We start from the raw sequence: 22,241 nt of genomic DNA, 5'->3' as shown, positions 1-22,241 counted from the left end.
CCTTGGCAAGGCGAGAGCAGGGCAAGGCGCGCACCTTAGCCGATTGCGCCGCCCTTGCCCAGCCACTCAACCGCGGGCGAAGGCCTCAAGACCGGCGCCTTCGAGGCGGTAGCGGACCCATTCATCCTGGGGCAGGGCACCCAGGGACTTGTAGAACTGGATGGCCGGCTCGTTCCAGTCCAGCACGCTCCATTCCAGGCGTCCGCAGCCGTTCTCGCAGGCTTCGATGGCGATATGGCGCAACAGCTGTTTACCGGCGCCGCCACCGCGTTGCTCGGGGGTGATGTACAGGTCTTCGAGGTAGATGCCGTTGCGCCCCAGCCAGGTCGAGTAGCTGTAGAAGTACACCGCATAACCGATGGCCTGGCCGTCGCGCTCGCAGATCAGGCTGAGGGCTTTGGCGCCGTCATCGAACAGGGTGCGCTCGATGTCGGCCTGGGAAGCGATCACCTCGTGGACGGCGCGTTCGTAGTCAGCCAGTTCGGTAATGAAGGCAAGGATCTGGGCGGCGTCGTCGCGCCGGGCAGGGCGGATGGTCAGGCTCATGGCAGGCTTCCGGCAAGTGAGGTAATCGCCCATGTTAGCCGGAACTGGCCTTGAGGGTAATCGCTTCGCTGCGTAACAGCTTGAGCACCAGGGCAAAGGCCAGGCTGGCCAGCGCGGTCATGCCCGCCAAGGGGCCGGCACTGCCATCGGACAACTGGCCGATGACCAGGCTGCACAGGGCGGTGAAGGCCATCTGGATGAAGAAGAACAACCCCGAGGCGCTGCCGGCGATAGCCGCATAGGGTTGCAGCACCGCCCATTGGCAGGCCGGAATGGCCAGGCCCACCGAAAGCATGATCAGCAGCATCGGCAGGACGATCGCCAGCAATGCCTCGGGCCACAGGCGGGTGGCGAGCATCAGCAGCAGCGCGCCCCCCAGGTTGAGGAACATGGCCTGGCCGAGCAAGGCATCGGCGCTGTGGCGCCCACTGCGCCGGCGAAACAGCTGCGAGCCGGCCAGGTAGCCGCCGACGGTGACGGCGAAGACTGCGGCGTACTGCAGCGAACTCAGGCCCAGGCGGCGTTGCAGCAGGGTCGAGGACTCGGCGATGAACGGGAAGTAGGTGCAATACACGCAGGCAATCGCCAGTGAATAACGCATGAAGTAGCCGTCGCCGAGCAGCCGCAGGTAAACCTTCAGCACCGGCTCGTGGCGCTGCCCGTTAGCGTGCAGCGGGCGGGTTTCCGGCAGGCGCAGGGCGATCAGCAGCAGGCTCAGGGCGGCGCTGAGGCTCAGCAGCAGGAAAATCCAGCGCCAGCCCAGGGTGGTTTCGATCAGGCTGCCGAGCAGTGGCGCGATCATCGGCGACAGCGCCATGCCCATGGACAGGTAACCGAGCAGGTGGCCCTGTTGCTGGCGGTCGAAGTGGTCACGCACCATCACCCGGCCGATGACTGCCCCGCAACAACCGCCCAGGGCCTGCAACAGGCGTGCGGCAATCATCACCTCGACACTGCTGGCCAGGCTGCAGGCCAGGCTCGCCACCAGGTAAATAGTGCCGCCGAGCAGCAACAACGGGCGGCGGCCAAAACGGTCGCACAGCGGGCCGCTGATCAGCATGCTCAGGGCGTAGCCGACCATGTACAGGGTCAGCGTCAATTGCAACTGGGCGTCGCTGGCGTGCAGGGCCATGGCGATGTCGGGCAGGGCGGGCAGGTAGATATCCAGGGCCACCCGCGGCAGGCAGACAATCATCAGCAGTAATAGCAGCCAGGTTCGTGGGCCGGGCGAGGGGGTGGTGCGCATGGAGCATTTCCTTGTTGTTGGTGCGCAGACCTTAACGGCCAATGTGGTTTAATCGGCAGCGCCATTAAGAGCAAATTTGATTGGACCACTATGCGCACAGGCAAAGCCGCCATCGCCCTCGATCTACCGCTGCCACCGGCATTGGCCCAGGGCAAACAGCAAGGCGCTTATGCCGCCTTGCGCGATGCGATACTCGACAAGCGCCTGCCAGCCGGCACCCGCCTGCCCTCGACACGAACCCTGGCCGAGCGCTGGCAGTTGTCGCGCGGCACCCTGGAGCTGGTGTTCGAGCGCTTGCGCGATGAAGGCTATGTCAGCCGGGTGGCCGGCTCCGGTACGCGGGTCTGCGCGGTCGTTCCTGACCTGTTCATCGCTGCCGGCAGCGGCCCGCCACTGGCACTGGCACTGGCGCAGCAGCCGCTCAGCGAGCCGGCAGCCTCGAGCCTTACCGGTGTGCAGGTGGGGGTGCCGTTTGTCGCGCGCCTGGCCGACCCGGCACTGTTCCCGGTCAAGGCCTGGTCCCAGGCCCTGGGCAAGGCCCTGGCCAGCGCACCGACCGCCTTGCTCAGTTCGCCAGACCCGGCCGGCCTGCCGGCCCTGCGCGAACGGATTGCCAACTACCTGCGCAGCTATCGCGGCATACGCTGCAATGCCCAGGACCTGATCGTCACCAGCGGCATTCGCCAGTGCATCGACCTCGTGGCGCGCAGCGTGATCTGCCCAGGCGACAAGGCCTGCGTCGAAGACCCCGGCTACCGCACCGCCAGGTCGTTGTTCGAGCGGGCCGGGGCGCAGGTGGTCGCGGTGCCGGTGACGGCCGAGGGTATCGATGACCAGCTGCTCGAGCGCCACCTTGATGCCCGCCTGGCCTGCGTGACCCCCGCGCACCAGTCACCGCTGGGCGTGACCCTGTCGGTGTCGCGACGGCTGATGTTGCTGGACTGGGCCAATCGTGCCGATGCCTGGATCGTCGAAGACGACTACGACAGCGAGTTCAACTACAACAATGCGCCGCTGCCGGCGCTCAAGGCCCTGGATCAAAGCGACCGGGTGATCTACTGCGGCAGCTTCAACAAGACCCTGTTCGCCGGCCTGCGCGTGGGCTTCATGCTGGTGCCGGCCAGCCTGCGCGAGCCGTTGCTGGCCACCCTGCAGGGCACCGGTGGCGCAGTCGGGGTCACCGAGCAACTGGGCCTGGCCGAGTACATGGCCAATGGCAGCTTCGTGCGCTACCTGAGGCAGGCGCGCCAGGCCTATCAGCAGCGCCGTGATTTGCTGCTTGAGTGCCTGGCCGAGCAGGCTCCGGGCTGCTTTGCAGTGACCGGGCAGCAAGCCGGTTTGCACTTTGTCCTGTGGTTGCCAGAGGGGACGGATGAGCAGGACTTTTGCCAGCGCGCGGGCAGTCAAGGCTTGCAGCTACAGCCGATCGGCAACTTCTGCCAGCAGGTGCAACTGCCGCCTGCGGTGATGATCGGCTTCACCGCCCTGACAGCGGCGCAGCTGCGTTTTGCCGGGCGCAAGCTGGCGGCGCTGCTGCGTGAGGTTTCCTAATCGGCGGGTAACCGGCATGCTAGGGCCACGCTCGAATTCCCAAGGCCACTAAAGGAAACCTGCGATGACCTGGTCAGCCGCGCAGTACAGCACCTTCGAGAACGAACGCACGCGCCCGGTGCGCGACCTGGTGGCGGCGCTGCCCAACCAGACGGTGGCCAGCGCTGTCGACCTTGGCTGCGGTCCGGGCAACTCCACGCAAGTGCTTGCCAGCCGTTACCCCGAGGCGCAGGTCACCGGCCTGGACAGCTCTGCAGACATGATCGCCGCCGCCCGCCAGCGCTTGCCGCAGCTGGCGTTCGAAGTGGGTGATATCGGCAGCTGGAGCGCCGAACAGGGCGTCGATGTGATCCTCGCCAACGCCTCCCTGCAGTGGTTGCCCGACCATGCCCAGCTGTACCCGCACCTGGTGCGCCAGCTGGTGGCCGGTGGCAGCCTGGCCATCCAGACCCCGGACAACCTCGATGAGCCGGCCCACCGGCAGATTCGCGAGATCGCCAGGCTGGGTAGCTGGGCCGGCAAGGTCGGTGACCTGCAACTGCCGCCACGGCACACCGCCGCCTACTACTACGATGTGCTCAGCCCCCATTGCCAGCGCGTGGACGTGTGGCGCACCACTTACTACCACCCGCTGGCGGGCGGTGCGCCGGCGGTGGTGGAGTGGTTCAAGGGGTCGGCGCTGCGGCCGTATCTGGCGGCGCTGGATGCGCAGGAGCAGGCAGACTTTCTACAGTACTACCTGCAGGCCATGGAGCAGGCTTATCCGCCTGCGGCTGATGGCACGGTGTTGTTGCCGTTTCCGCGCCTGTTTATCGTCGCCACACGCTAGGCAATGCGCTGCTGGCGCCGCGCTTGCCATTGGCGCAGGACGCGCAGGTAGACCAGGCCGTTGACCAGCACCACCACCGAGCCGAGTACCAGCTGGATACCCGGCGTCAGCCCGGCCGGGTAGATGATCGGCCAGATGTAATGCTCGATGAAACCGCCTTCGTAACCGGCCAGGCCCGAGGCCTGGCGCAGGCGGTTTTCCCATTCGGTGAGCGGGCAGGTGAGGTGAAAGAACTCCACGGCGGTCCCCCAGCACACCGCCGGTAAGTGCCACCACATCGCACCGCGCCATTTGAGTACCAGCAAACCGCCAAACAGCACGAACAGGATGAACAACAGGTGAAACAGCACCAGACCATCGGCGCCCAGGCGGTACAGCATGACGATTCCTTCCTCGTGGATATGTTCCTCTAGCCACCATGATATAGGCATTCGCGGGATGGCACGATTGCCATGATCAGCCTGGCCGAGGCATGCTTGGGCCTTTCTGCCCGCGGAGCCCGCCATGCAAGCCTCGACCCTGCTGCTCTACGTTATCGCCGCCAGCGCGGTGATGATCACCCCCGGCCCGGCGATGCTCCTGGCCCTGAACAATGGCGCTTCCCACGGCATGCGCGTGGCCGGTTTCGGCATGGCCGGGGCGATGCTCTCCGACCTGCTGTTGATTGCGGCGGTGGGCTGCGGCCTGGGGGCGTTGCTGCAGGCTTCGGAGCAGCTGTTCAGTGTGGTCAAGTGGGTGGGCGCGGTGTACCTGCTGTACCTGGCCTGGGTGCTCTGGCGGGCGCCGAGCGGGGCCTTGCAACGTAGCACGGTGAGCGCTGGCGCCACGGGGCGTTCGGCCTTCTTGCGGGCCTTGTTCGTCGGCTTGTCCAACCCCAAGGGCTTGCTGTTCTTCTCGGCGTTCCTGCCGCAGTTCATTCGCCCCGAGCAACCGGTGGCCGAGCAGTACCTGGTGCTGGCGATCACCAGCGCGGCGATCGACGGGCTGATGATGGCCGTCTACGCCTATGGCGGGCGGCACGCCATGCGGCGCTTTTCGGCGCGCACCATGCAGTGGATCAACCGCAGTTGCGCCGGCATGCTGGCGGCGCTGGCGGTGGGCTTGAGCCTGTACCGGCGCAGTGACCTGCGCTGAGCGAATGCACGCGAGGGAGGATCAATGATCCTCCCTCGCTGTTTTTACCTTATGCCTCAGGACGCTTCGCGATAGGGGTTGCGCGGGTCATGCAGCCAGTCGAGGAACGGTTTGCCGGTGTCCTGCGGGACCATCTCGATGCAGTCCTGCACCGGGCAGGTGATCTGGCACAGGTTGCAGCCCACGCATTCGGCGTCGATCACCTCATAACGGTGGCTGCCGTCGGCCTGCTTGAGGTTGGCGATGGCCTGGTGCGAGGTGTCTTCGCAGGCGATGTGGCAGCGGCCGCAACTGATGCAGGCCGCCTGGTCGATCTTGGCTACCACCTGGTAGTTGATGTCCAGGTACTTCCAGTCGGTGGTGTGGCCCACCGCGCGGCCCTGGAACTCCTGGAGGCTGCGGTAGCCCTGGCTGTCCATCCAGCGCGAGAGGCCGTCTTTCATCTCGTCGACGATGCGAAATCCATGCAGCATCGCCGCCGTGCACACCTGCACCGCGCCGCAGCCCAGGGCGACGAATTCGGCGGCGTCACGCCAGCTGCCGATGCCACCGATGCCGCAGATCGGCAGGCCGTGGGTAGCCGGGTCGCGGGCGATTTCGGCGACCATGTTCAGGGCGATCGGTTTGACCGCCGAGCCGCAGTAGCCGCCGTGGGTGCTCATGTCGCCGACGATGGGATTGGCGACCATGCGCTCCAGGTCGACGCTGGTGATTGAGTTGATGGTGTTGATCAGCGACACCGCGTCGGCGCCGCCGCGATGGGCGGCGCGGGCCGACTGGCGGATATCGGTGATGTTCGGCGTCAGCTTGACGATCACCGGCAGCGAGCAGTACGTCTTGCACCAGCGGGTGACCTGCTCGACGTACTCCGGCACCTGGCCGACCGCTGCGCCCATGCCGCGCTCGGGCATGCCATGGGGGCAACCGAAGTTCAGTTCGATGCCGTCGGCGCCGGTGGCTTCGACCAGCGGCAGGATGGCTTTCCAGGATTCCTCGACGCAGGGCACCATCAGCGACACGATCAGTGCGCGGTCGGGCCAGTCCTTCTTCACCTGGGTGATTTCGCGCAGGTTGATTTCCAGCGAGCGGTCGGTGATCAGCTCGATGTTGTTGATGCCCATGACCTCGCGGTTGACCCCGTAGTGCGCCGAGTAGCGCGACGAGACGTTGACCGCGGCCGGGTCTTCGCCGAGGGTTTTCCAGACCACGCCACCCCAGCCGGCCTGATAGGCGCGGACCACGTTATAGGCCTTGTCGGTAGGCGGCGCGGAGGCCAGCCAGAACGGGTTGGGCGCCTTGATACCGGCGAATTCGATCGACAGGTCAGCCATTTATGCAGCCTCCACATTGAGCATCAGGTGCGCATGCATGGCCTCGGCGGCCAGCTTGCCGTGCTGCACGGCCTGGACGGTGAGGTCCTGGCCGAGCTGGGTGCAGTCGCCGCCGGCATACACGCCGGGCAGGCTGGTACGCAGCTGCTCATCCACACGAATGCGTTCGCCATCGCGGGCAAGCTGTTGGCCGCTGCTGTCACTCAACGCGCTGTCATCGAAGGCCTGGCCGATGGCTTTGAAGATCGCATCGGCGGCCAGTTCGAAGGTTTCCCCGGTTGGCTGCAGGCGACCGTCACACATGTGCGTGCGGGCAAAACGCATGCCGCACACCCGGCCCTGGTCATCCAGCAATACTTCCTCAGGCTGGGCCCAGGTCAGCAGGCGCACCTGGTTCTCCTTGGCGATGTGTTGCTCGTGCTCGGTGGCGCCCATGTCCTCGACGCCACGGCGATACACCAGGTTGACGTCACGGGCACCGAGACGGGCCATTTGCACGGCCATATCGATGGCGGTGTTGCCGGCACCCAGGACGATGCAGCGGTCGGCGACGGGCAGGGTGGTGAGGTCATCGGCCTGGCGCAGTTCGCGGATGTACTCGGTGGCGGCGAGCATGCCTGGCGCGCCTTCACTGGCCAGGCCCAATTGGCGCACGGTGTTCAGGCCCAGGCCAAGGAACACCGCATCGAACTGCTGTTGCAGCTCGGCCAGGCTGAGGTTGTCGCCCAGCACCTGGCCGTGACGGATCTCGATGCCGCCGATCTGCAGGACGAAATCCACCTCGCGCTGGGCGAAATCGTCGACCAGCTTGTATTTGGCGATGCCGTACTCATTGAGGCCGCCGGCTTTTTCCCGGGCTTCGAAAATCACCACGTCATGGCCGTGCCAGGCCAGGCGGTGGGCGCAGGACAGCCCCGCCGGGCCGGCACCGACCACGGCAATGCGCTTGCCGGTGCTGGCGGCGCGCTGGAACGGGTGTTGCTGGAACTCGGCGTGGTCCACCGCGTAGCGCTGCAACAGGCCGATCAGCACTGGCGCGCACTCCTGGTGATTGTTGCGCACGCAGGCCTGCTGGCAGAGGATCTCGGTGGGGCACACCCGCGCGCAACTGCCGCCGAGGATATTGGCCGAGAGAATCTTCTGCGCCGCGCCCTGGACGTTCTCCTGATGAATGTTGCGGATGAACGAGGGGATGTCGATTTCGCTGGGGCAGGCATTGACGCAGGGGGCGTCGTAGCAATACAGGCAGCGTGAGGCTTCGAGTACGGCCTGGCGGTCGGTGAGGGGAGGCGCCAGGTCGCTGAAGTGCTCGGCGAGGCTGGCGTGGTTCTGGTTCGGTCGGGGGAGGTGGTTGAGGGAATCGATCACGGTGGGTTCCTCTTTTTTTATTTTTTTGGGGAAGGCTTTGCCTTCCATCGCTGGCAAGCCAGCTCCCACAGGTTCGGCGGTGTCTGTGGGAGCGGGCTTGCCCCGCGATGCTCTTCAGCGCTTAACGGCGACCGGCCGCGAATGCTCAGCCCGCTTGCTGAGCAGATCGAACACCGCCGGGTACGCCGGCCGCTCGATGTAGCGCCCGGCACCACGCTCGGCGCGCAGGTCGCCGTTGGCCCAGACCAGCTTGCCCTGGCTGATGGTGTGGCTGGGGATGCCACGCACGGTCTTGGCTTCGAAGATGTTGAAGTCGACCTGCTGATGGTGCGTGGCGGCCGAGATGGTCCGCGTGCCTTGCGGGTCCCAGAGCACCAGGTCGGCATCGGCGCCGACGCGCAAGGCGCCCTTGCGCGGGAACAGGTTGAAGATCTTCGCGGTGTTGGTCGAGGTCAGGGCGACGAAATCCTGCATCGACAATTTGCCGCTGTTGACCCCTTCGTCCCAGAGCACCGCCATGCGGTCCTCGATGCCGGCGGTGCCGTTGGGGATGCGGCTGAAGTCGTCGCGACCGGCGGCTTTCTGCTCGGCGCAGAAGCAGCAGTGGTCGGTGGCGGTGGTGTGCAGGTTGCCCGACTGCAGACCGTGCCACAGTGCCTCTTGATGGCCGTCCTGGCGCGGACGGAACGGCGGGCTCATGACGTATCCGGCAGCGGTTTGCCAGTCAGGATGACGGTAGACACTGTCGTCCAGCAACAGGTGGCCGGCCAGTACTTCGCCGTAGACCTGCAGGCCCTTGTTGCGCGCGTAGGTGATCTCATCCAGGGCTTCGCGGGTCGAGACGTGCACCAGGTACAGCGGCGTGCCCAGGGTTTCGGCAATGCGAATGGCGCGGCTGGCGGCTTCACCTTCAACCTGCGAGGGGCGCGACAGGGGGTGCGCTTCCGGGCCGGTGATGCCCTGGGCCAGCAGCTTGCGCTGCAGGTGATAGACCAGTTCGCCGTTTTCGGCGTGCACGGTGGGTACCGCGCCCAGCTCCAGGCAGCGTTCGAAGCTGGCGACCAGGGTGTCGTCGGCGGCCATGATCGCGTTCTTGTAGGCCATGAAATGCTTGAAGCTGTTGACCCCGTGCAGGCGTACCAGCTCGCCCATCTCCTCGCGTACCTGCTCGCTCCACCAGGTGACGGCGACGTGAAAACCGTAGTCGCTGGCCGACTTCTCGGCCCAGCCACGCCACTGGTGAAAGGCTTCGAGCAAGGACTGCTGCGGGTTGGGAATCACGAAGTCGATGATCGAGGTGGTACCGCCGGCCAGGCCTGCGGCGGTGCCGCTGTAGAAGTCCTCGCTGGCCACAGTGCCCATGAAAGGCAGCTGCATGTGGGTGTGCGGGTCGATGCCGCCGGGCATCAGGTACTGGCCGCTGCCGTCGATCACTTCACAACCGGCCGGGACCTCCAGGTCAGTACCGATGGCCTTGATCACGCCGTCGGCACACAACACATCGGCCCGGTAGCTTTCTTCATGGGTAATCAGGGTGGCGCCACGAATCATAAGCGTCATCAGATGCTCCTCGCAGGCTTGACCGGTTGTTACCGGTTCTAGGTTTTGTACTTTTTTCAGCGTAGGCGAAAACCTGTCATCGCTGTCAGGAATTGAATCTAGTCGGCGATTTCGGATAGGGCAAATATTTAATTTATAAGCTTATAACTTAGTTAACTATCTGATTAATAAGAATTTATAGGATTTGCCCAGGCTTGAGGAAAACGACCAGTGGTCCTGTCCGTCTTGACAGGTTGTGGAAATGGTCAAGATTTCTCATGGGCATCCGTGATTGCCCACATGCCAGTGCAATGCAACCACCTCCCAAAAACACAACAACAGTGGAGCGGCCATGCAGCAGACCAGATCGCAGGTGAGCGAACGCGACGGCTTGTATGAACTCGACGCCGGCAGCGACGTCCTCGACAGCCCCCGGTACAACCACGACATCGCCCCGACCAAGGTGCACGAGCGCACCTGGAACAAATGGCACATCACCGCGCTGTGGGTCGGCATGTCGATCTGCGTGCCGACCTATACCCTCGGCGGCGTGCTCACCGCCTATTTCGGGCTGACCGTGGGCGAGGCACTGCTGGCGATCCTGCTGGCCAACACCGTGGTATTGATTCCGCTGACCTTGAATGCCTTTCCCGGCACCAAGTACGGCATTCCCTTTCCGGTGCTGCTGCGCTCGTCCTTCGGCATCCTCGGTTCCAACGTGCCGTGCCTGATTCGCGCCCTGGTGGCTTGTGGCTGGTTCGGTATCCAGACGATGTTCGGCGGCCTGGCCATCCACCTGTTTCTTGGTTCGCTGTCGGCGGACTGGAAGGCGCTGGGCGGCACCGGCGAGGTGATCGGCTTCATGCTGTTCTGGTGCCTTAACCTGTGGGTGGTGCTGCGCGGCGCCGAGTCGATCAAATGGCTGGAGACCCTGTCGGCGCCGTTGCTGGTGCTGGTGGGCGCCGGGCTGCTGGTGTGGGCCTTGCCCAATGTCTCGATCAGCGAGCTGATGGCCCAGCCGCCCAAGCGCCCGGAAGGCGCCAGCGTGTACGGCTACTTTTTTGCCGGGCTGACCGCCATGGTCGGTTTCTGGGCCACCTTGTCGCTGAACATCCCTGACTTCAGCCGCTACGCGAAAAGCCAGAAAGACCAGATCCTCGGGCAGATCTTTGGCCTGCCGCTGACCATGTTCCTGTTCGCCGCCCTCGGCGTGGTGCTGACCGCAGCTTCTGCCTCGCTGGTGGGTGAAACCGTGTCCGACCCGGTCAGCCTCATCGGGCATATCCAGAGCCCGATGTGGGTGGCGCTGGCCATGGCCCTGATCATCATCGCCACACTGTCGACCAACACCGCGGCGAACATCGTCTCGCCAACCAACGATTTCCAGAACCTGGCGCCGAAATGGATCGGGCGTACCACCGCAGTGCTGCTCACGGGGTTGGTGGGGCTGTTGCTGATGGGCCATGAACTGCTGAAAAAGCTCGGCTGGATCGTCAGCGAGGTGAGCCTGGAAAGCCTCTATTCCAACTGGCTGCTGGGCTATTCCAGCCTGCTCGGGCCGATTGCCGGGATCATGGTGGTGGACTACTTCATCACCCGCAAACAGACCCTGGACCTCGCCGGCCTGTACCGCGACGACGTCTATCCGGCCTGGAGCGCTGCCGGTTTCATCGCCTTTGGCGTGCCGGTAGTGCTGACCCTGCTGTCGCTGCACAGCACCGCCTTCAGCTGGTTCTACGACTTTGGCTGGTTTACCGGCTCCGCCTTGGGCGGGCTGATCTATTACGCCCTTGGCAGCCTCAAGGCGGCCCGCGCGGCCAACCTCAAACCCACCGTGTAGCCCCTATGGCCCGCAGAGGCCAGGCACGTGATGCAGGAGAAGAACATGCAAACAACTCAGGACGTTCTGCAATCGACCCAACGGCATATCAACGGCGAACGCTTGTGGCAGTCGCTGATGGACCTGGCCAGGCTCGGCGCCACGGTCAAGGGCGGGGTCTGCCGGCTGGCCCTGACCGACCTCGATCGCCAGGCCCGCGACCTGTTCGTCAAATGGACCGAAGAGGCCGGTTGTACCGTCACCATTGACGGCGTTGGCAACATCTTCGCCCGCCGTCCGGGACGCAACCCGCAACTGCCGCCGGTGATGACCGGTAGTCATATCGACACCCAGCCTACCGGCGGCAAGTTCGACGGCTGCTTTGGTGTGCTGGCCGGGCTTGAAGTGCTGCGCACCCTCAATGACCTCAAGGTGGAAACCGAAGCGCCGCTGGAAGTGGTGGTGTGGACCAACGAGGAGGGCTCGCGCTTTGCCCCGTGCATGATGGGTTCGGGGGTGTTTGCCGAGAAATTCACCCTGGCCGAAACCCTGGCCAAGACCGATGCCGAAGGTATCAGCGTCGGCGAGGCGCTCAACGCCATTGGCTATGCCGGGCCACGGCCGGTCAGCGGCCATCCGGTGGGCGCTTACTTCGAGGCACATATCGAGCAGGGGCCGATCCTGGAAGACCAGCACAAGACCATCGGTGTGGTGCTGGGCGCGCTCGGGCAGAAGTGGTTCGACCTGACCCTGCGCGGCGTCGAGGCCCACGCCGGGCCAACGCCGATGCACCTGCGCAAGGATGCCCTGGTCGGCGCCAGCGCGGTGGTGGCGGCGGTCAACCGCGTGGCCCTGGAGCATCAACCCCACGCCTGCGGCACGGTCGGTTGCCTGCAGGCCTATCCGGGCTCGCGCAACGTGATCCCCGGCGAAGTGCGCATGACCCTGGATTTCCGTCACCTGGAGCCGGCGCGGCTGGATTCGATGATTGCCCAGGTCAAGGATGTGATCAGCAGCACCTGTCAGCAGCACGGGCTGACCCACAGCCTGACGCCGACGGCGGATTTCCCGCCGCTGTATTTCGACGAGGGTTGCGTGGAGGCGGTGCGCAGCGCGGCCGGGGGGCTGGGGCTGTCGCACATGGATATCGTCAGTGGCGCCGGGCATGACGCGATCTTTGTCGCTGAACTGGGGCCGGCGGGGATGATCTTCGTGCCCTGCGAAGGGGGGATCAGCCACAACGAGATCGAGAATGCCGCGCCTGAAGACCTGGCCGATGGTTGCGCGGTGCTGTTGCGCTCGATGCTGGCGGCGGCGCAGGCAGTGGCGCGGGGCAGGGAAGCGGCTTGAGCTGAAGGCCCCATCGCTGGCAAGCCAGCTCCCACAGGGTAAGCAGGAGCTACTGTGGGAGCTGGCTTGCCAGCGATGGCCGCGCCGCGGTTTCAGAGGCTGTCCTGAACCATCTGCAAAAACGTCGCCACCAGCCGCCGTGAACTCTGCTCACGCAGGCACACCAAGGTCTCGGTCAAGCGCCGCTGGCAGTCGACAATCGGCAACGCACACACCCGCGCATCGGCGCCGAACTCGGCGGCCGACACCACCCCCACACCAATCCCCACCACCACCGCCTCGCGCGCTGCTTCCCGGCCTTCTACCTGGATCGCCGCGCGGATGCACAGGCCGGCGCGGGCCATTTCTTCTTCGAGCGTCTGGCGGGTCACCGAGCCCGGTTCACGCAGCACGATCGGCGTGTCATCCAGGTCGGCCAGGCTGATCGAGCCGCGGCTGGCCCATGGATGGTTATGGGACACGAAGGCCACCATCGGGTCACTGCGCATCGGCACGCACAGCAACCGCTCGTCATCCACGTCACGACCGAGCAGGGCCAGGTCGGCCTGGTAATTGAACAGCCGCAGCAGCGACTCGTCGGTGTTGCCGGTTTCGATCTTGACGCTGATCCCCGGGTATTGCTGGCAGAAGCGGGCGATCTGCGGCAGCACGTGCACCGGCGCATCCACCGCCAGCACCAGGGTGCCGGTCTGCAGGGCGCGGGAATCCTGCAGCAGTTCATGGGCCTCGGCCTCGCAGACGAACAGGCGCTGGGTGATCGCCAGCAGGCGCTCGCCCAGGTCAGTCAGTTGCACCGAACGCTTGTTGCGGTGAAACAGCAACACGCCGAAGCGTTCTTCGAGTTTGCGCACCTGGTCGGAGATCGCCGGCTGGGTCAGGAACAACCGTTCGGCGGCGCGGGTGAAGCTGCCGTGCAGGGCAACCGCGTGAAAAGCCTTCAACTGAGCATGGGACACCGACATCGCAGCACCTGTTACAAGCTGAGCTTATTTGTGAAATACGATAAATCGATTTTATTTATCAGTCAGTAATTGTTTCTATCTGAGCAGGTGACGGGTTCGACCGGCCGTCACGCAGTGCGCAACACAACAACAAGACAGGCGTTTTTTTCAAATTCTGCCGGCACACTCAGCTTCCGAGGTCAGATCCACCATGAACAAATACGTCGCAGATATCAAACGTTGGCGCGTGCAGATTTTTGCCATCACCTGGCTGGCCTACGCCGCGTTCTATTTCACCCGCAAAGCCTTTTCGGTAGCCAAGCTCGGCATCGCCGAAGACCCAAGCTTTACCCTCGACAAAATGGCCATGGCCAACCTCGACGCCCTCTACCTGACCGCCTACGCAGTCGGGCAATTTACCTGGGGCATGCTCGCCGACCGCTTCGGCCCGCGGGTGGTGGTACTCGGTGGCCTGGTGATCTCGGCGGCGGCGGCGGTGGTGATGGGCAGTTACGCGACCTTCCCGATCTTCGCCACCTGCATGCTGGTCCAGGGCCTGGCGCAATCGACCGGCTGGGCCGGCTTGTGCAAGAACATCGGCAGCTTCTTCCCGTCCTCCCAGCGCGGGCGGGTTCTTGGGTTGTGGAGTTCCTGCTATGCCTTCGGCGGCCTGGTGGCGTCGCCGTTCGCCGGCTGGTGGGCCTACACCCTGATCGGCAGCTGGCATGCGGCGTTTATCTCCAGCGCTGCCGTCGTGGCGGTAGTGGCGGTGCTGTTCTTCATTTTTCAGCGCAACAAGCCTGAAGACGTCGGCCTGCCGGCGGTGGAGCCGGAGCCTGAGAGCATGGTCCCGGGCTCGACCCTCTGCAGCATCTGGGCACCGCTGCGCGAGATCCTGCGCAACCGCACGGTGCTGACCCTGGGGCTTGCGTACTTTCTGCTCAAACCGGCGCGCTACGCCATTTTGTTGTGGGGCCCGGTGATCGTCTTCGAACAGATGCCCTCGGTGGGCAAGGTCGGTGCGGCGATCATCCCCACCGCCTTCGAGCTGGCCGGCCTGCTCGGCCCGATCATGATCGGCCTGGCCTCGGACAAACTGTTCGGTGCCCGCCGTATGCCAGCCTGCGTGATCAGCCTGGTCGTGCTGACCGTGACCCTCGGGCTGTTCATGGCTGCGCTCAATACCGGCAGCGTGATCCTGGTAGTGGCCTTGCTGTTCGTCATGGGCCTGACCCTGTACGGGCCGGACTCGATGATCAGCGGCGCGGCAGCCATCGATTTCGGCACCGCCAAGGCCGGCGCCACCGCAGCCGGCTTCGTCAACGGCTGCGGTTCGGTCGGGGCGATTCTCGGCGGCTTGCTGCCGGGCTATTTCGACAGCGTCACGGTGTTCATCGTGTTCGCCGGGTGCGCGCTGTTCTCCGCCCTGGTGCTGCTGCCGCACTGGAACAGCCGCCCGGCCAGCGCCGAGCACACACCGGCTGTCGCCCCCAACACGGCCATGGCCATCAAACCGCTGCGCACTTGAACCTAAAGGGAAGCCCACATGAGACCGTTCTGGCTGCAACAGGCGCTGGACCAGGAAGTTGCACCCACGTGCCCGCCGCTGGCTGGCGATATCGACTGCCAGGTGTGCGTCGTCGGTGGTGGTTACACCGGCCTGTGGACGGCGCTCATGCTCAAGGAGCATAACCCGGCGCTGGATGTCGTGCTGATTGAAGCCGACATCTGTGGCGCCGGGGCCAGTGGACGCAACGGCGGCTGTGCGCTGTCGTGGTCGGCCAAGTACTTCACCCTTGAGCGGCTGTTCGGGGTGGACGAGGCGGTGCGCCTGGTCAAGGCCTCGGAGCAGAGCATCTACGCCATTGGTGATTTCTGCCAGGCCCATGGCATCAATGCCGATTACCGTCTGGACGGCACCCTGTACACCGCCACCAATCGCGCCCAGGTCGGCGCCACCGATGGCGTGATTGCCGCCCTGGAGCGCCAGGGTATCAACTCGTTCCGCCGCTTGCCGGTAGAGCAGGTGCAGCGCCTGGCAGGCTCGGCCAAGCATCTGGAAGGCTGGTTCTCGCCAGCGGCCGCCACGGTACAGCCGGGCAAACTGGTGCGCGGCCTGCGCCGGGTCGCCTTGCAAAAGGGGGTGCGCATTTATGAAGGCACGGCCATGACCGGCTTGCAGGAAGGGCCGCAGGCCGTGGTCGAGACCGCCTCTGGCTCTGTCCGCGCCGGCCGCGTGGTGTTGGCCCTGAATGCCTGGATGGCGCGGGCCTTCCCGCAGTTCGAACGCAGCGTGGCGATCGTCTCCAGTGACATGATCATCACCGAACCGCAACCCGAACTGCTCCAGCAGATCGGCCTGACCAGCGGCATCAGCGTGCTCGATTCGCGGATCTTCGTGCATTACTACCACAACACCAGTGATGGCCGGTTGATGCTCGGCAAGGGCGGCAATACCTTCGCCTATGGCGGGCGCATGTTGCCGGTGTTCGACCAACCTTCACCCTACGAGCCGTTGCTGCGCCGCAGCCTGGGTGAGTTCTTCCCGGCGCTGGCCCAGGTGCCGATCGCCGCCACTTGGAACGGGCCGTCGGACCGTTCGGTGACCGGTTTGCCGTTTTTTGGCCGGCTTAATGGCCAGGGCAACGTGTTCTACGGCTTTGGTTACTCGGGCAGCGGCGTCGGCCCCTGCCATATGGGCGGGCAGATCCTCTCGTCGCTGGCCCTGGGCCTGGACAACCCGTGGACCCGCTCGCCGCTGGTCAACGGCCCGCTGGGCTATTTCCCGCCGGAGCCGATTCGGTACCTGGGCTCATTGATGGTGCGCAATGCCATCCGTCGCAAGGAGCAGGCCGAAGACAACGGCCACCGCCCGCGCCACCTCGACGTGCGCCTGGCGCGGTTTGCCGCCGCCGCGGGCAAGGCCGACAAGGGCTGAAGGGTTTTTTTGTCGATGGCTTGCGGAGCGTATAAACTGCTTGCCACTTTGGCCGGTCGCTACCTGAACCGGCACCTGAAACAAGAGAGTCGAGATGGGCGCACAGTGGAAAGCCAAGCATAGAGAAGTAGCAGCCAACGCCAAAGGCAAGATCATGGGCAAGCTGTCCAAGGAGATCCAGATCGCGGCCAAGTCCGGCGCCGACCCGGACATGAACCCGCGCCTGCGCCTGGCCATCGAGCAAGCCAAAAAGGCCTCGATGACCCGCGAGACCCTGGAACGGGCGATCCGCAAAGGCGCAGGCCTGGATGGCGATGCGGTGCAGTACACCGCCGTGACCTATGAAGGCTTTGCCCCGCATCAGGTGCCGCTGATCGTCGAGTGCCTGACCGACAACGTCAACCGCACCGTGGCGCAGATCCGCGTCCTGTTCCGCAAGGGCCAGCTGGGCGCTTCGGGCTCGGTAGCCTGGGACTTCAACCACGTCGGCCTGATCGAAGCCACGCCGAACAGCCCTGACGCTGACCCGGAAATGGCCGCCATCGAAGCCGGTGCCCAGGATTTTGCCGAAGGCGAAGAAGAGGGCGCGACCCTGTTCATCACTGACACCACCGACCTCGACGCCGTGCAGAAAGCCCTGCCGGGTCAGGGTTTCACCGTGGTCTCGGCGAAAATCGGCTACACCCCGAAAAACCCGGTCAGCACCCTGAGCGATGAGCAGATGGAAGAGGTTGAAGCCTTCCTGCAGGCGATCGACGATAACGACGACGTGCAGAACGTGTATGTAGGTCTGGCGGGTTGATGTAAACCGTAAGGGCCTCATCGCGGGGCAAGCCCGCTCCCACAGTGTGTGGGAGCTGGCTTGCCAGCGATTCAGACACCGCGAAGCTGCTGACAGACCTCGTCGAAGCTTGGCCGACGCATCACCTCAGCCTGCACACAACCCCGCTGCACCGCCCTCAATCCCTCGCAATCCCCCTCGCAACACGCCAGCAACTCCCCCAGCAACACCCCGAACGCCAATACCTCGATCCGCTGCAACGCTTCAGCCGCCACACTGCCATCCAGCGGGTGAAACGACGCCGCGCCAAAATCCCCCAGCAAGCAGTCGCCCGCCTCATCACACAGCACATTGTGCGCATACAGGTCGCCATGGGTAATGCCGTGCCCGTGCAGGTGCGCGCCCACTGCAGCAATGGCGCTGGCCAGGCGGCGCACGCTGGCCAGGCTCAGGCGTCGTGGCGGGTATGTATCCCGTGTGCAGGAATCCAGGCTCGGCGGCCCGGCGAGGTTGAACCAGCTCGGCTCGATCAACTGCATCACCAGCGCCGGTAGTTGCTGCGGGTGGTTGTCGATGCGTCCGGCCAGGCGTACCAGTTGCGGGTGATCGCCCGCAGCAATGCAGGCGCTCATCTCGTTGAGCGGCAAGCCGTCGCTGGTGATCTCGCCCTTGTACAGTTTGACCGCCACTGGCGCGCTCTGCTGCTGCCAGCGGGCCTGGTGAATGACCCCGGACGCGCCCTGGCCCAGCACCTGTTCGAGAGAGATCTGCTGCCAGTCGATGACCTGGCAATGGCCCGGGTCCTGCGGGGTGCAGTAACCCGCAGGCATGGGATTGCCGGCATGGGCCAGCCAGGCCAGGCGTGGCATCTGCAGCAGCCACTCGGGCAGGGCGGGCAGCTGGTTGGCCGATAGCCGCAGCAGTTCAAGCTTTGTGCAGCGCGCGAGATTCGCCGGCAGTTCGCGCAGGCGGTTGCCGGCCAGCATCAGCTTTTGCAGGTCCGGGCAGTTGCCCAGAGCCTCGGGCAAGGTTTCGATGCGGTTGTCGGTAAGCACCAGGGCCCGCAACCGTAGTGGCAGTGCGGCGCCGCTGACCTGTTCGATCTGGTTGCTCTTGAAGCCGACCATCTCAAGCTTCGGGCATTGGCCGATGCCTTCGGGCAAATGGCGAAAGCGGTTCTGCGAACAGAACAACACCTTGAGCTTGCGCAGGCGGCCCAGGTCGCCGGGCAAGTCGCTCAGGCGGTTACCGGTAAGGTTGAGCACTTCCAGACTGTCGGCCAGGTCGAAGATTTCCTCCGGGAACTGTTCCAGCCCGCAGGCCAGGTCGAGGCGGGAAATACCTGCCAGACGGCCGGCTTTGAGGTCTTCAAGGGTATGCATGGGGATCGCGGCAGGCTCGAAAATAAACGGCGCCCATCATACCGGCAAGATGCGACTTAAGTCCCATGGCAGACTGGCCGCCGCGGTCCATACTCGAAGCTCGCCCTTTATTAATAACAACAAGTTCAGGGTTTTACATTCGATGACATACCAGCACAGCTACGCCCGCTCCATCGCCGATCCTGCCGCCTTCTGGGCCGAACAGGCTGACCACCTGGCCTGGTACCGCAAGCCCCTGCAAACCCTTGCTGAAAACGCCGACGGCACCCACCAGTGGTTTGCCGACGGCCGGCTCAACAGCTGCTACCTGGCCCTTGATCATCAGATCGAGCAAGGCCGTGGCGAGCAGACTGCGCTGATCTACGACTCGCCGGTGACCGGCAGCCAGCAGCAGTTCAGCTACAACCAGCTGTGCGACGAGGTGGCGCGCCTGGCCGGCTTGCTGCGCGAGCTTGGGGTCAAGAAGGGCGACGGGGTGATCATCTACATGCCCATGGTGCCGCAGGCGGCCATGGCCATGCTCGCCTGTGCGCGCATCGGTGCGGTGCATTCGGTGGTGTTTGGTGGCTTTGCCGCCAACGAACTGGCCCTGCGCATCGACGATGCCCGGCCCACGCTGCTGCTGACCGCCTCGTGCGGGCTGGAGTTCGACCGGGTCATCGAGTACAAACCGCTGGTGGATCGTGCCTTGCAACTGGCCAAGCACCAGCCGCGCCAGGTGCTGGTGCTGCAACGTCCGCAAGCCCGGGCGGCGCTGGTCGAAGGCCGCGACCTGGACTGGCTCGAAGCCGTGGCCACGGCCAGCCCGGTGGCGCCGGTGGAGCTGGCCGCCGCAGACCCGCTGTACATCATGTACACCTCCGGCACCACCGGCAAACCCAAGGGGATTGTCCGGGAAAACGGCGGCAACGCCGTGGCCCTGAGCTTTGCCATGCGCCACATCTATGGCATGCAGGCGGGGGATGTGTGGTGGGGGATCTCCGACGTTGGCTGGGTGGTTGGCCATTCGTTGATCGTCTACGGGCCGCTGATGAACGGCTGCACCACGGTGTTCTACGAAGGCAAGCCGATCCGCACGCCCGACGCCGGTGCCTACTGGCGGGTGGTCGAGCAGTACCGGGTCAACGGCCTGTTCTGCGCGCCCACCGCCATGCGTGCGATCCGCAAGGAAGACCCTGACGGCGAACTGCTGCGCCGCTACGACCTGAGCTCCCTGCGCCAACTGTTTCTGGCCGGCGAAAAACTCGATTCCAGCACCCATCAATGGCTGGAGACAACCAGCGGCAAGACCGTGCACGACCACTGGTGGCAGACCGAAACCGGCTGGCCGGTGACTGCGCCCTGCGTGGGCCTTGACGGCAGTGCGGCGCGGCCGGGTTCGAGCAATCGTGCGGTGCCGGGTTATCACGTGCGGGTGCTGGACGATGATGGGCACTTGCTGGGCGCCAACCAGCAAGGTTCGATCGTGATTGCCTTGCCGCTGCCGCCGGGGTGCAGCCAGACCTTGTGGGGCGACCACCAGCGTTACCTGGATGCCTACCTGAAGACTTACCCGGGCTACTACCACACCGGTGACGGCGGTTATCTGGATGAGGACGGTTTCGTCTACATCATGGGGCGCACCGATGACGTCATCAACGTCTCCGGCCATCGTCTGTCCACTGGTGAAATGGAAGACCTGGTCGCCCGTCACCCGGCGGTGGCCGAATGCGCGGTGATCGGCGTGCACGATGAGATCAAGGGCCAGGTGCCGCTGGCACTGGTGGTGCTCAAGGACGGCCAGGATATTGCGCAGGCGCAGTTGCAGAGCGAGCTGGTGGCCAGCGTGCGCGAGCAGATTGGTGCTTTGGCGTGTTTCAACCAGGTGCGGGTGGTCAAGCGCCTGCCCAAGACCCGTTCGGGCAAGATCCTGCGCGCGGTGCTGCGCAAGATTGCCGACCAGCAGCCGTATACACCGCCTTCGACCCTGGATGATCCGGCGGTGTTGGTGGAGATTGAAGCGGTGTTGGCGAGCCTGGCGCGGGTTGGGTAAGCAGGTAGTAACCCGGTGGCCTCATCGCTGGCAAGCCAGCTCCCACAGGTCTTGCACCAACCTTGAGAGCACTGTCAATCCTGTGGGCGCCGGCATTGCCGGCGATCGAGCGCGCAGCGCTCGTAGTTCAGGTCTCAGCAGCCAGCCTGGCGCAACTGCCCCAGGCGGCTGCGGGTGCGGGCCAGGTCGCTGGCGCTGCCGCCCAGGCTGGCGGTCAGCGGCAGGCTGCCGATCAGCACCAGGTGCTTGTCCTGGTCATACAGCACATCGACCAGGTTGATGAAGCGCTGCTGGGCGGCAATCGAGCAGTCTTCAAGGTTCGGCAGGCAGTCGATGATCCAGTGATCAAAACGCCGGGCCAGTTCCAGGTAGTCGATCACCGCCGTCGGCTGCTCGCACAATTCGACAAAATCAAAGCCCACCGTGCGTTGCTCGCTCAGGCGGGCGCGCAGTGTGCGCTTGCCAACCTCCAGTAAAACCGGCGCGTCACCCGGCTCTGGCAACTGCAAGGCCTGGCGCTGTTCGCGGCTGCCCGGCCACAGGTAATGGCCCTGGGTAAAGCGCTGCTGGCCAGCCGCACTGGGCAGGCTGCGAAAGTCTTGCTCGCCGCCGACTTCCAGCACCTGCATCTGGCTGTTGATCAAACGGATAACCGGCTCGAACCGCTGGTGATACAGCGGGTTGGGCAACAAGCCTTGCGGCGCGTAGTTGGAGGTCACCAGCAAAAACACCCGCCGCGCGAACAAGGCCTGAAACAACCGGGTGATGAGCATGGCATCGCCAATGTCATGCACGTGGAACTCATCGAAACACAGCACCTGGCAGTCGTCGAGCAGCTCATCCAGGGTGCAGGCCAGGGCGTCGTCCTGCTGGCGATGATCAAACATGCCCTGGTGCAGGCGGGCGAAAAAGTCATGAAAGTGCAGGCGGCGTTTGTCGGCCTGGGGCAAGGCCTGGAAGAAACCATCGAGCAGCCAGCTCTTGCCGCGCCCGACCGCGCCATACAGGTACAGGCTACAGGCCTGGCCACTTTCAAGCTGTGCCGCCTGGGTAGCCATATGCTCGATCACCCGCAGTTGCCCCGCGCTCAGGGTGTAACCGCGGGCAGCGGCCTTGGCGCGAAAGTGCTGACGGACGGTCGCCGCCAGGCCGCTTTCATCAGCCACCGGCCGACTCAAACAATGGCGCAGGGCACGCAGGGGCGTACGTATCCAGGAAGGGGGCAAGACAGGCAAACCGGGTTCCTCGGGCTATCGGGACTCAAGGGCCAGCTTGAGCGAGGGCGGCTAATTTAACCAATATGATTGGGGGCGGCCAGTGATCTCGAAAGGGGATAACTGGCGATTTTTATCGCGGGGCAAGCCCGCTCCTACAGGGGAATCTTGTACGGGGCTTATACATTTCTCTGTGAACTGGCAGGTTCTTCCTTCGCTGCTACCCTCAAGGTCAGACCA

18 protein-coding genes are annotated in these 22,241 nt (G+C 64.6%); 9 read left to right on the top strand and 9 right to left on the bottom strand.

The features are described from left to right. Positions 1 to 66: 66 nt before the first annotated feature. Both CCOS864_RS15950 and CCOS864_RS15945 read right to left on the bottom strand, forming a co-directional pair. A complete protein-coding gene (locus CCOS864_RS15950; protein WP_038995679.1) occupies positions 67 to 546 on the bottom strand; it encodes a GNAT family N-acetyltransferase in 480 nt (159 codons plus the stop codon). Between the two features lie 34 nt (positions 547 to 580). Continuing rightward, positions 581 to 1,792 carry a multidrug effflux MFS transporter gene (locus CCOS864_RS15945; RefSeq protein WP_115087232.1) on the bottom strand — a complete coding sequence of 404 codons (1,212 nt, stop codon included), beginning with the start codon at positions 1,790 to 1,792 and terminating at the stop codon, positions 581 to 583. 90 nt (positions 1,793 to 1,882) lie between these two features. Here CCOS864_RS15945 and pdxR point away from each other — a divergent pair, with 90 nt between their 5' ends. After that, entirely contained in the window at positions 1,883 to 3,343 is a 1,461-nt protein-coding gene (pdxR, locus tag CCOS864_RS15940; RefSeq protein WP_115087231.1) for a MocR-like pyridoxine biosynthesis transcription factor PdxR, read from the top strand. Positions 3,344 to 3,407: 64 nt separating this feature from the next. After that, positions 3,408 to 4,172, top strand: a complete 765-nt coding sequence (tam, locus tag CCOS864_RS15935) for a trans-aconitate 2-methyltransferase (protein WP_115087230.1) — start codon at positions 3,408 to 3,410, stop codon at positions 4,170 to 4,172. On the opposite strand, the gene CCOS864_RS15930 is transcribed toward tam, so the two are convergent. After that, positions 4,169 to 4,552 (bottom strand): DUF2784 domain-containing protein, encoded by a 384-nt coding sequence (locus tag CCOS864_RS15930; protein ID WP_010221808.1) that lies wholly within the window; start codon positions 4,550 to 4,552, stop codon positions 4,169 to 4,171. The genes tam and CCOS864_RS15930 overlap by 4 nt on opposite strands. Positions 4,553 to 4,676: 124 nt before the next feature. Between CCOS864_RS15930 and CCOS864_RS15925 the strand changes: the two genes are divergently transcribed. Further along, on the top strand, positions 4,677 to 5,306 hold the full coding sequence (locus CCOS864_RS15925; protein WP_115087229.1) for a LysE family translocator: 630 nt from the start codon (positions 4,677 to 4,679) through the stop codon (positions 5,304 to 5,306). A gap of 56 nt (positions 5,307 to 5,362) precedes the next feature. On the opposite strand, the gene preA is transcribed toward CCOS864_RS15925, so the two are convergent. From preA to hydA, 3 genes are all read right to left on the bottom strand, one after another. Next, complete coding sequence (preA, locus tag CCOS864_RS15920; protein ID WP_115087228.1) at positions 5,363 to 6,637, bottom strand: NAD-dependent dihydropyrimidine dehydrogenase subunit PreA; 1,275 nt, start codon at positions 6,635 to 6,637, stop codon at positions 5,363 to 5,365. Further along, positions 6,638 to 8,005, bottom strand: a complete 1,368-nt coding sequence (locus CCOS864_RS15915; protein WP_115087656.1) for an NAD(P)-dependent oxidoreductase — start codon at positions 8,003 to 8,005, stop codon at positions 6,638 to 6,640. A 114-nt stretch (positions 8,006 to 8,119) separates the two neighbouring features. After that, complete coding sequence (hydA, locus tag CCOS864_RS15910) at positions 8,120 to 9,565, bottom strand: dihydropyrimidinase (protein ID WP_115087227.1); 1,446 nt, start codon at positions 9,563 to 9,565, stop codon at positions 8,120 to 8,122. A gap of 331 nt (positions 9,566 to 9,896) precedes the next feature. On the opposite strand from hydA, the gene CCOS864_RS15905 reads away from it, so the two are divergent. Both CCOS864_RS15905 and CCOS864_RS15900 read left to right on the top strand, forming a co-directional pair. Beyond that, the gene (locus tag CCOS864_RS15905; protein WP_115087226.1) at positions 9,897 to 11,384 is read left to right on the top strand and encodes an NCS1 family nucleobase:cation symporter-1; all 1,488 of its coding nucleotides are present in this window, start codon (positions 9,897 to 9,899) and stop codon (positions 11,382 to 11,384) included. Positions 11,385 to 11,429: 45 nt separating this feature from the next. Continuing rightward, positions 11,430 to 12,713, top strand: coding sequence for a Zn-dependent hydrolase (locus tag CCOS864_RS15900; protein ID WP_115087225.1), 1,284 nt, complete (start codon positions 11,430 to 11,432; stop codon positions 12,711 to 12,713). Positions 12,714 to 12,805: 92 nt separating this feature from the next. Here the strand turns inward: CCOS864_RS15900 and CCOS864_RS15895 are convergent, their stop codons facing one another. Beyond that, the gene (locus tag CCOS864_RS15895) at positions 12,806 to 13,675 is read right to left on the bottom strand and encodes a LysR family transcriptional regulator (protein WP_115087224.1); all 870 of its coding nucleotides are present in this window, start codon (positions 13,673 to 13,675) and stop codon (positions 12,806 to 12,808) included. A gap of 190 nt (positions 13,676 to 13,865) precedes the next feature. Between CCOS864_RS15895 and CCOS864_RS15890 the strand changes: the two genes are divergently transcribed. The 3 genes from CCOS864_RS15890 to CCOS864_RS15880 all read left to right on the top strand — a co-directional run bounded on the left by CCOS864_RS15890 (position 13,866) and on the right by CCOS864_RS15880 (position 17,394). Then, complete coding sequence (locus CCOS864_RS15890) at positions 13,866 to 15,182, top strand: MFS transporter (protein WP_115087223.1); 1,317 nt, start codon at positions 13,866 to 13,868, stop codon at positions 15,180 to 15,182. Positions 15,183 to 15,200: 18 nt separating this feature from the next. Beyond that, positions 15,201 to 16,592, top strand: coding sequence for an FAD-dependent oxidoreductase (locus CCOS864_RS15885; RefSeq protein WP_115087222.1), 1,392 nt, complete (start codon positions 15,201 to 15,203; stop codon positions 16,590 to 16,592). Positions 16,593 to 16,686: 94 nt separating this feature from the next. Further along, the gene (locus CCOS864_RS15880; protein WP_115087221.1) at positions 16,687 to 17,394 is read left to right on the top strand and encodes a YebC/PmpR family DNA-binding transcriptional regulator; all 708 of its coding nucleotides are present in this window, start codon (positions 16,687 to 16,689) and stop codon (positions 17,392 to 17,394) included. A 71-nt stretch (positions 17,395 to 17,465) separates the two neighbouring features. Here the strand turns inward: CCOS864_RS15880 and CCOS864_RS15875 are convergent, their stop codons facing one another. Next, a complete protein-coding gene (locus tag CCOS864_RS15875) occupies positions 17,466 to 18,755 on the bottom strand; it encodes a leucine-rich repeat-containing protein kinase family protein (RefSeq protein WP_115087220.1) in 1,290 nt (429 codons plus the stop codon). Positions 18,756 to 18,897: 142 nt separating this feature from the next. On the opposite strand from CCOS864_RS15875, the gene CCOS864_RS15870 reads away from it, so the two are divergent. After that, positions 18,898 to 20,787, top strand: a complete 1,890-nt coding sequence (locus tag CCOS864_RS15870) for a propionyl-CoA synthetase (protein ID WP_115087219.1) — start codon at positions 18,898 to 18,900, stop codon at positions 20,785 to 20,787. 134 nt (positions 20,788 to 20,921) lie between these two features. On the opposite strand, the gene zapE is transcribed toward CCOS864_RS15870, so the two are convergent. Then, complete coding sequence (gene zapE / locus CCOS864_RS15865) at positions 20,922 to 22,022, bottom strand: cell division protein ZapE (RefSeq protein WP_115087218.1); 1,101 nt, start codon at positions 22,020 to 22,022, stop codon at positions 20,922 to 20,924. Positions 22,023 to 22,241: the final 219 nt, after the last annotated feature.

This window comes from Pseudomonas wadenswilerensis (assembly GCF_900497695.1).
Lineage (GTDB): Bacteria > Pseudomonadota > Gammaproteobacteria > Pseudomonadales > Pseudomonadaceae > Aquipseudomonas > Aquipseudomonas wadenswilerensis.
This window is presented reverse-complemented; position numbering and strand designations above follow the sequence as displayed.

Coding starts and splice junctions, on each gene's coding strand:
- CCOS864_RS15880 (WP_115087221.1), top strand. CDS start 16,687: ATGGGCGCACAGTGGAAAGCCAAGCATAGAGAAGTAGCAGCCAACGCC.
- tam (WP_115087230.1), top strand. CDS start 3,408: ATGACCTGGTCAGCCGCGCAGTACAGCACCTTCGAGAACGAACGCACG.
- CCOS864_RS15925 (WP_115087229.1), top strand. CDS start 4,677: ATGCAAGCCTCGACCCTGCTGCTCTACGTTATCGCCGCCAGCGCGGTG.
- CCOS864_RS15870 (WP_115087219.1), top strand. CDS start 18,898: ATGACATACCAGCACAGCTACGCCCGCTCCATCGCCGATCCTGCCGCC.
- CCOS864_RS15930 (WP_010221808.1), bottom strand. CDS start 4,552: ATGCTGTACCGCCTGGGCGCCGATGGTCTGGTGCTGTTTCACCTGTTG.
- CCOS864_RS15945 (WP_115087232.1), bottom strand. CDS start 1,792: ATGCGCACCACCCCCTCGCCCGGCCCACGAACCTGGCTGCTATTACTG.
- CCOS864_RS15905 (WP_115087226.1), top strand. CDS start 9,897: ATGCAGCAGACCAGATCGCAGGTGAGCGAACGCGACGGCTTGTATGAA.
- CCOS864_RS15875 (WP_115087220.1), bottom strand. CDS start 18,755: ATGCATACCCTTGAAGACCTCAAAGCCGGCCGTCTGGCAGGTATTTCC.
- CCOS864_RS15890 (WP_115087223.1), top strand. CDS start 13,866: ATGAACAAATACGTCGCAGATATCAAACGTTGGCGCGTGCAGATTTTT.
- preA (WP_115087228.1), bottom strand. CDS start 6,637: ATGGCTGACCTGTCGATCGAATTCGCCGGTATCAAGGCGCCCAACCCG.
- CCOS864_RS15885 (WP_115087222.1), top strand. CDS start 15,201: ATGAGACCGTTCTGGCTGCAACAGGCGCTGGACCAGGAAGTTGCACCC.
- CCOS864_RS15900 (WP_115087225.1), top strand. CDS start 11,430: ATGCAAACAACTCAGGACGTTCTGCAATCGACCCAACGGCATATCAAC.
- CCOS864_RS15895 (WP_115087224.1), bottom strand. CDS start 13,675: ATGTCGGTGTCCCATGCTCAGTTGAAGGCTTTTCACGCGGTTGCCCTG.
- CCOS864_RS15950 (WP_038995679.1), bottom strand. CDS start 546: ATGAGCCTGACCATCCGCCCTGCCCGGCGCGACGACGCCGCCCAGATC.
- hydA (WP_115087227.1), bottom strand. CDS start 9,565: ATGACGCTTATGATTCGTGGCGCCACCCTGATTACCCATGAAGAAAGC.
- pdxR (WP_115087231.1), top strand. CDS start 1,883: ATGCGCACAGGCAAAGCCGCCATCGCCCTCGATCTACCGCTGCCACCG.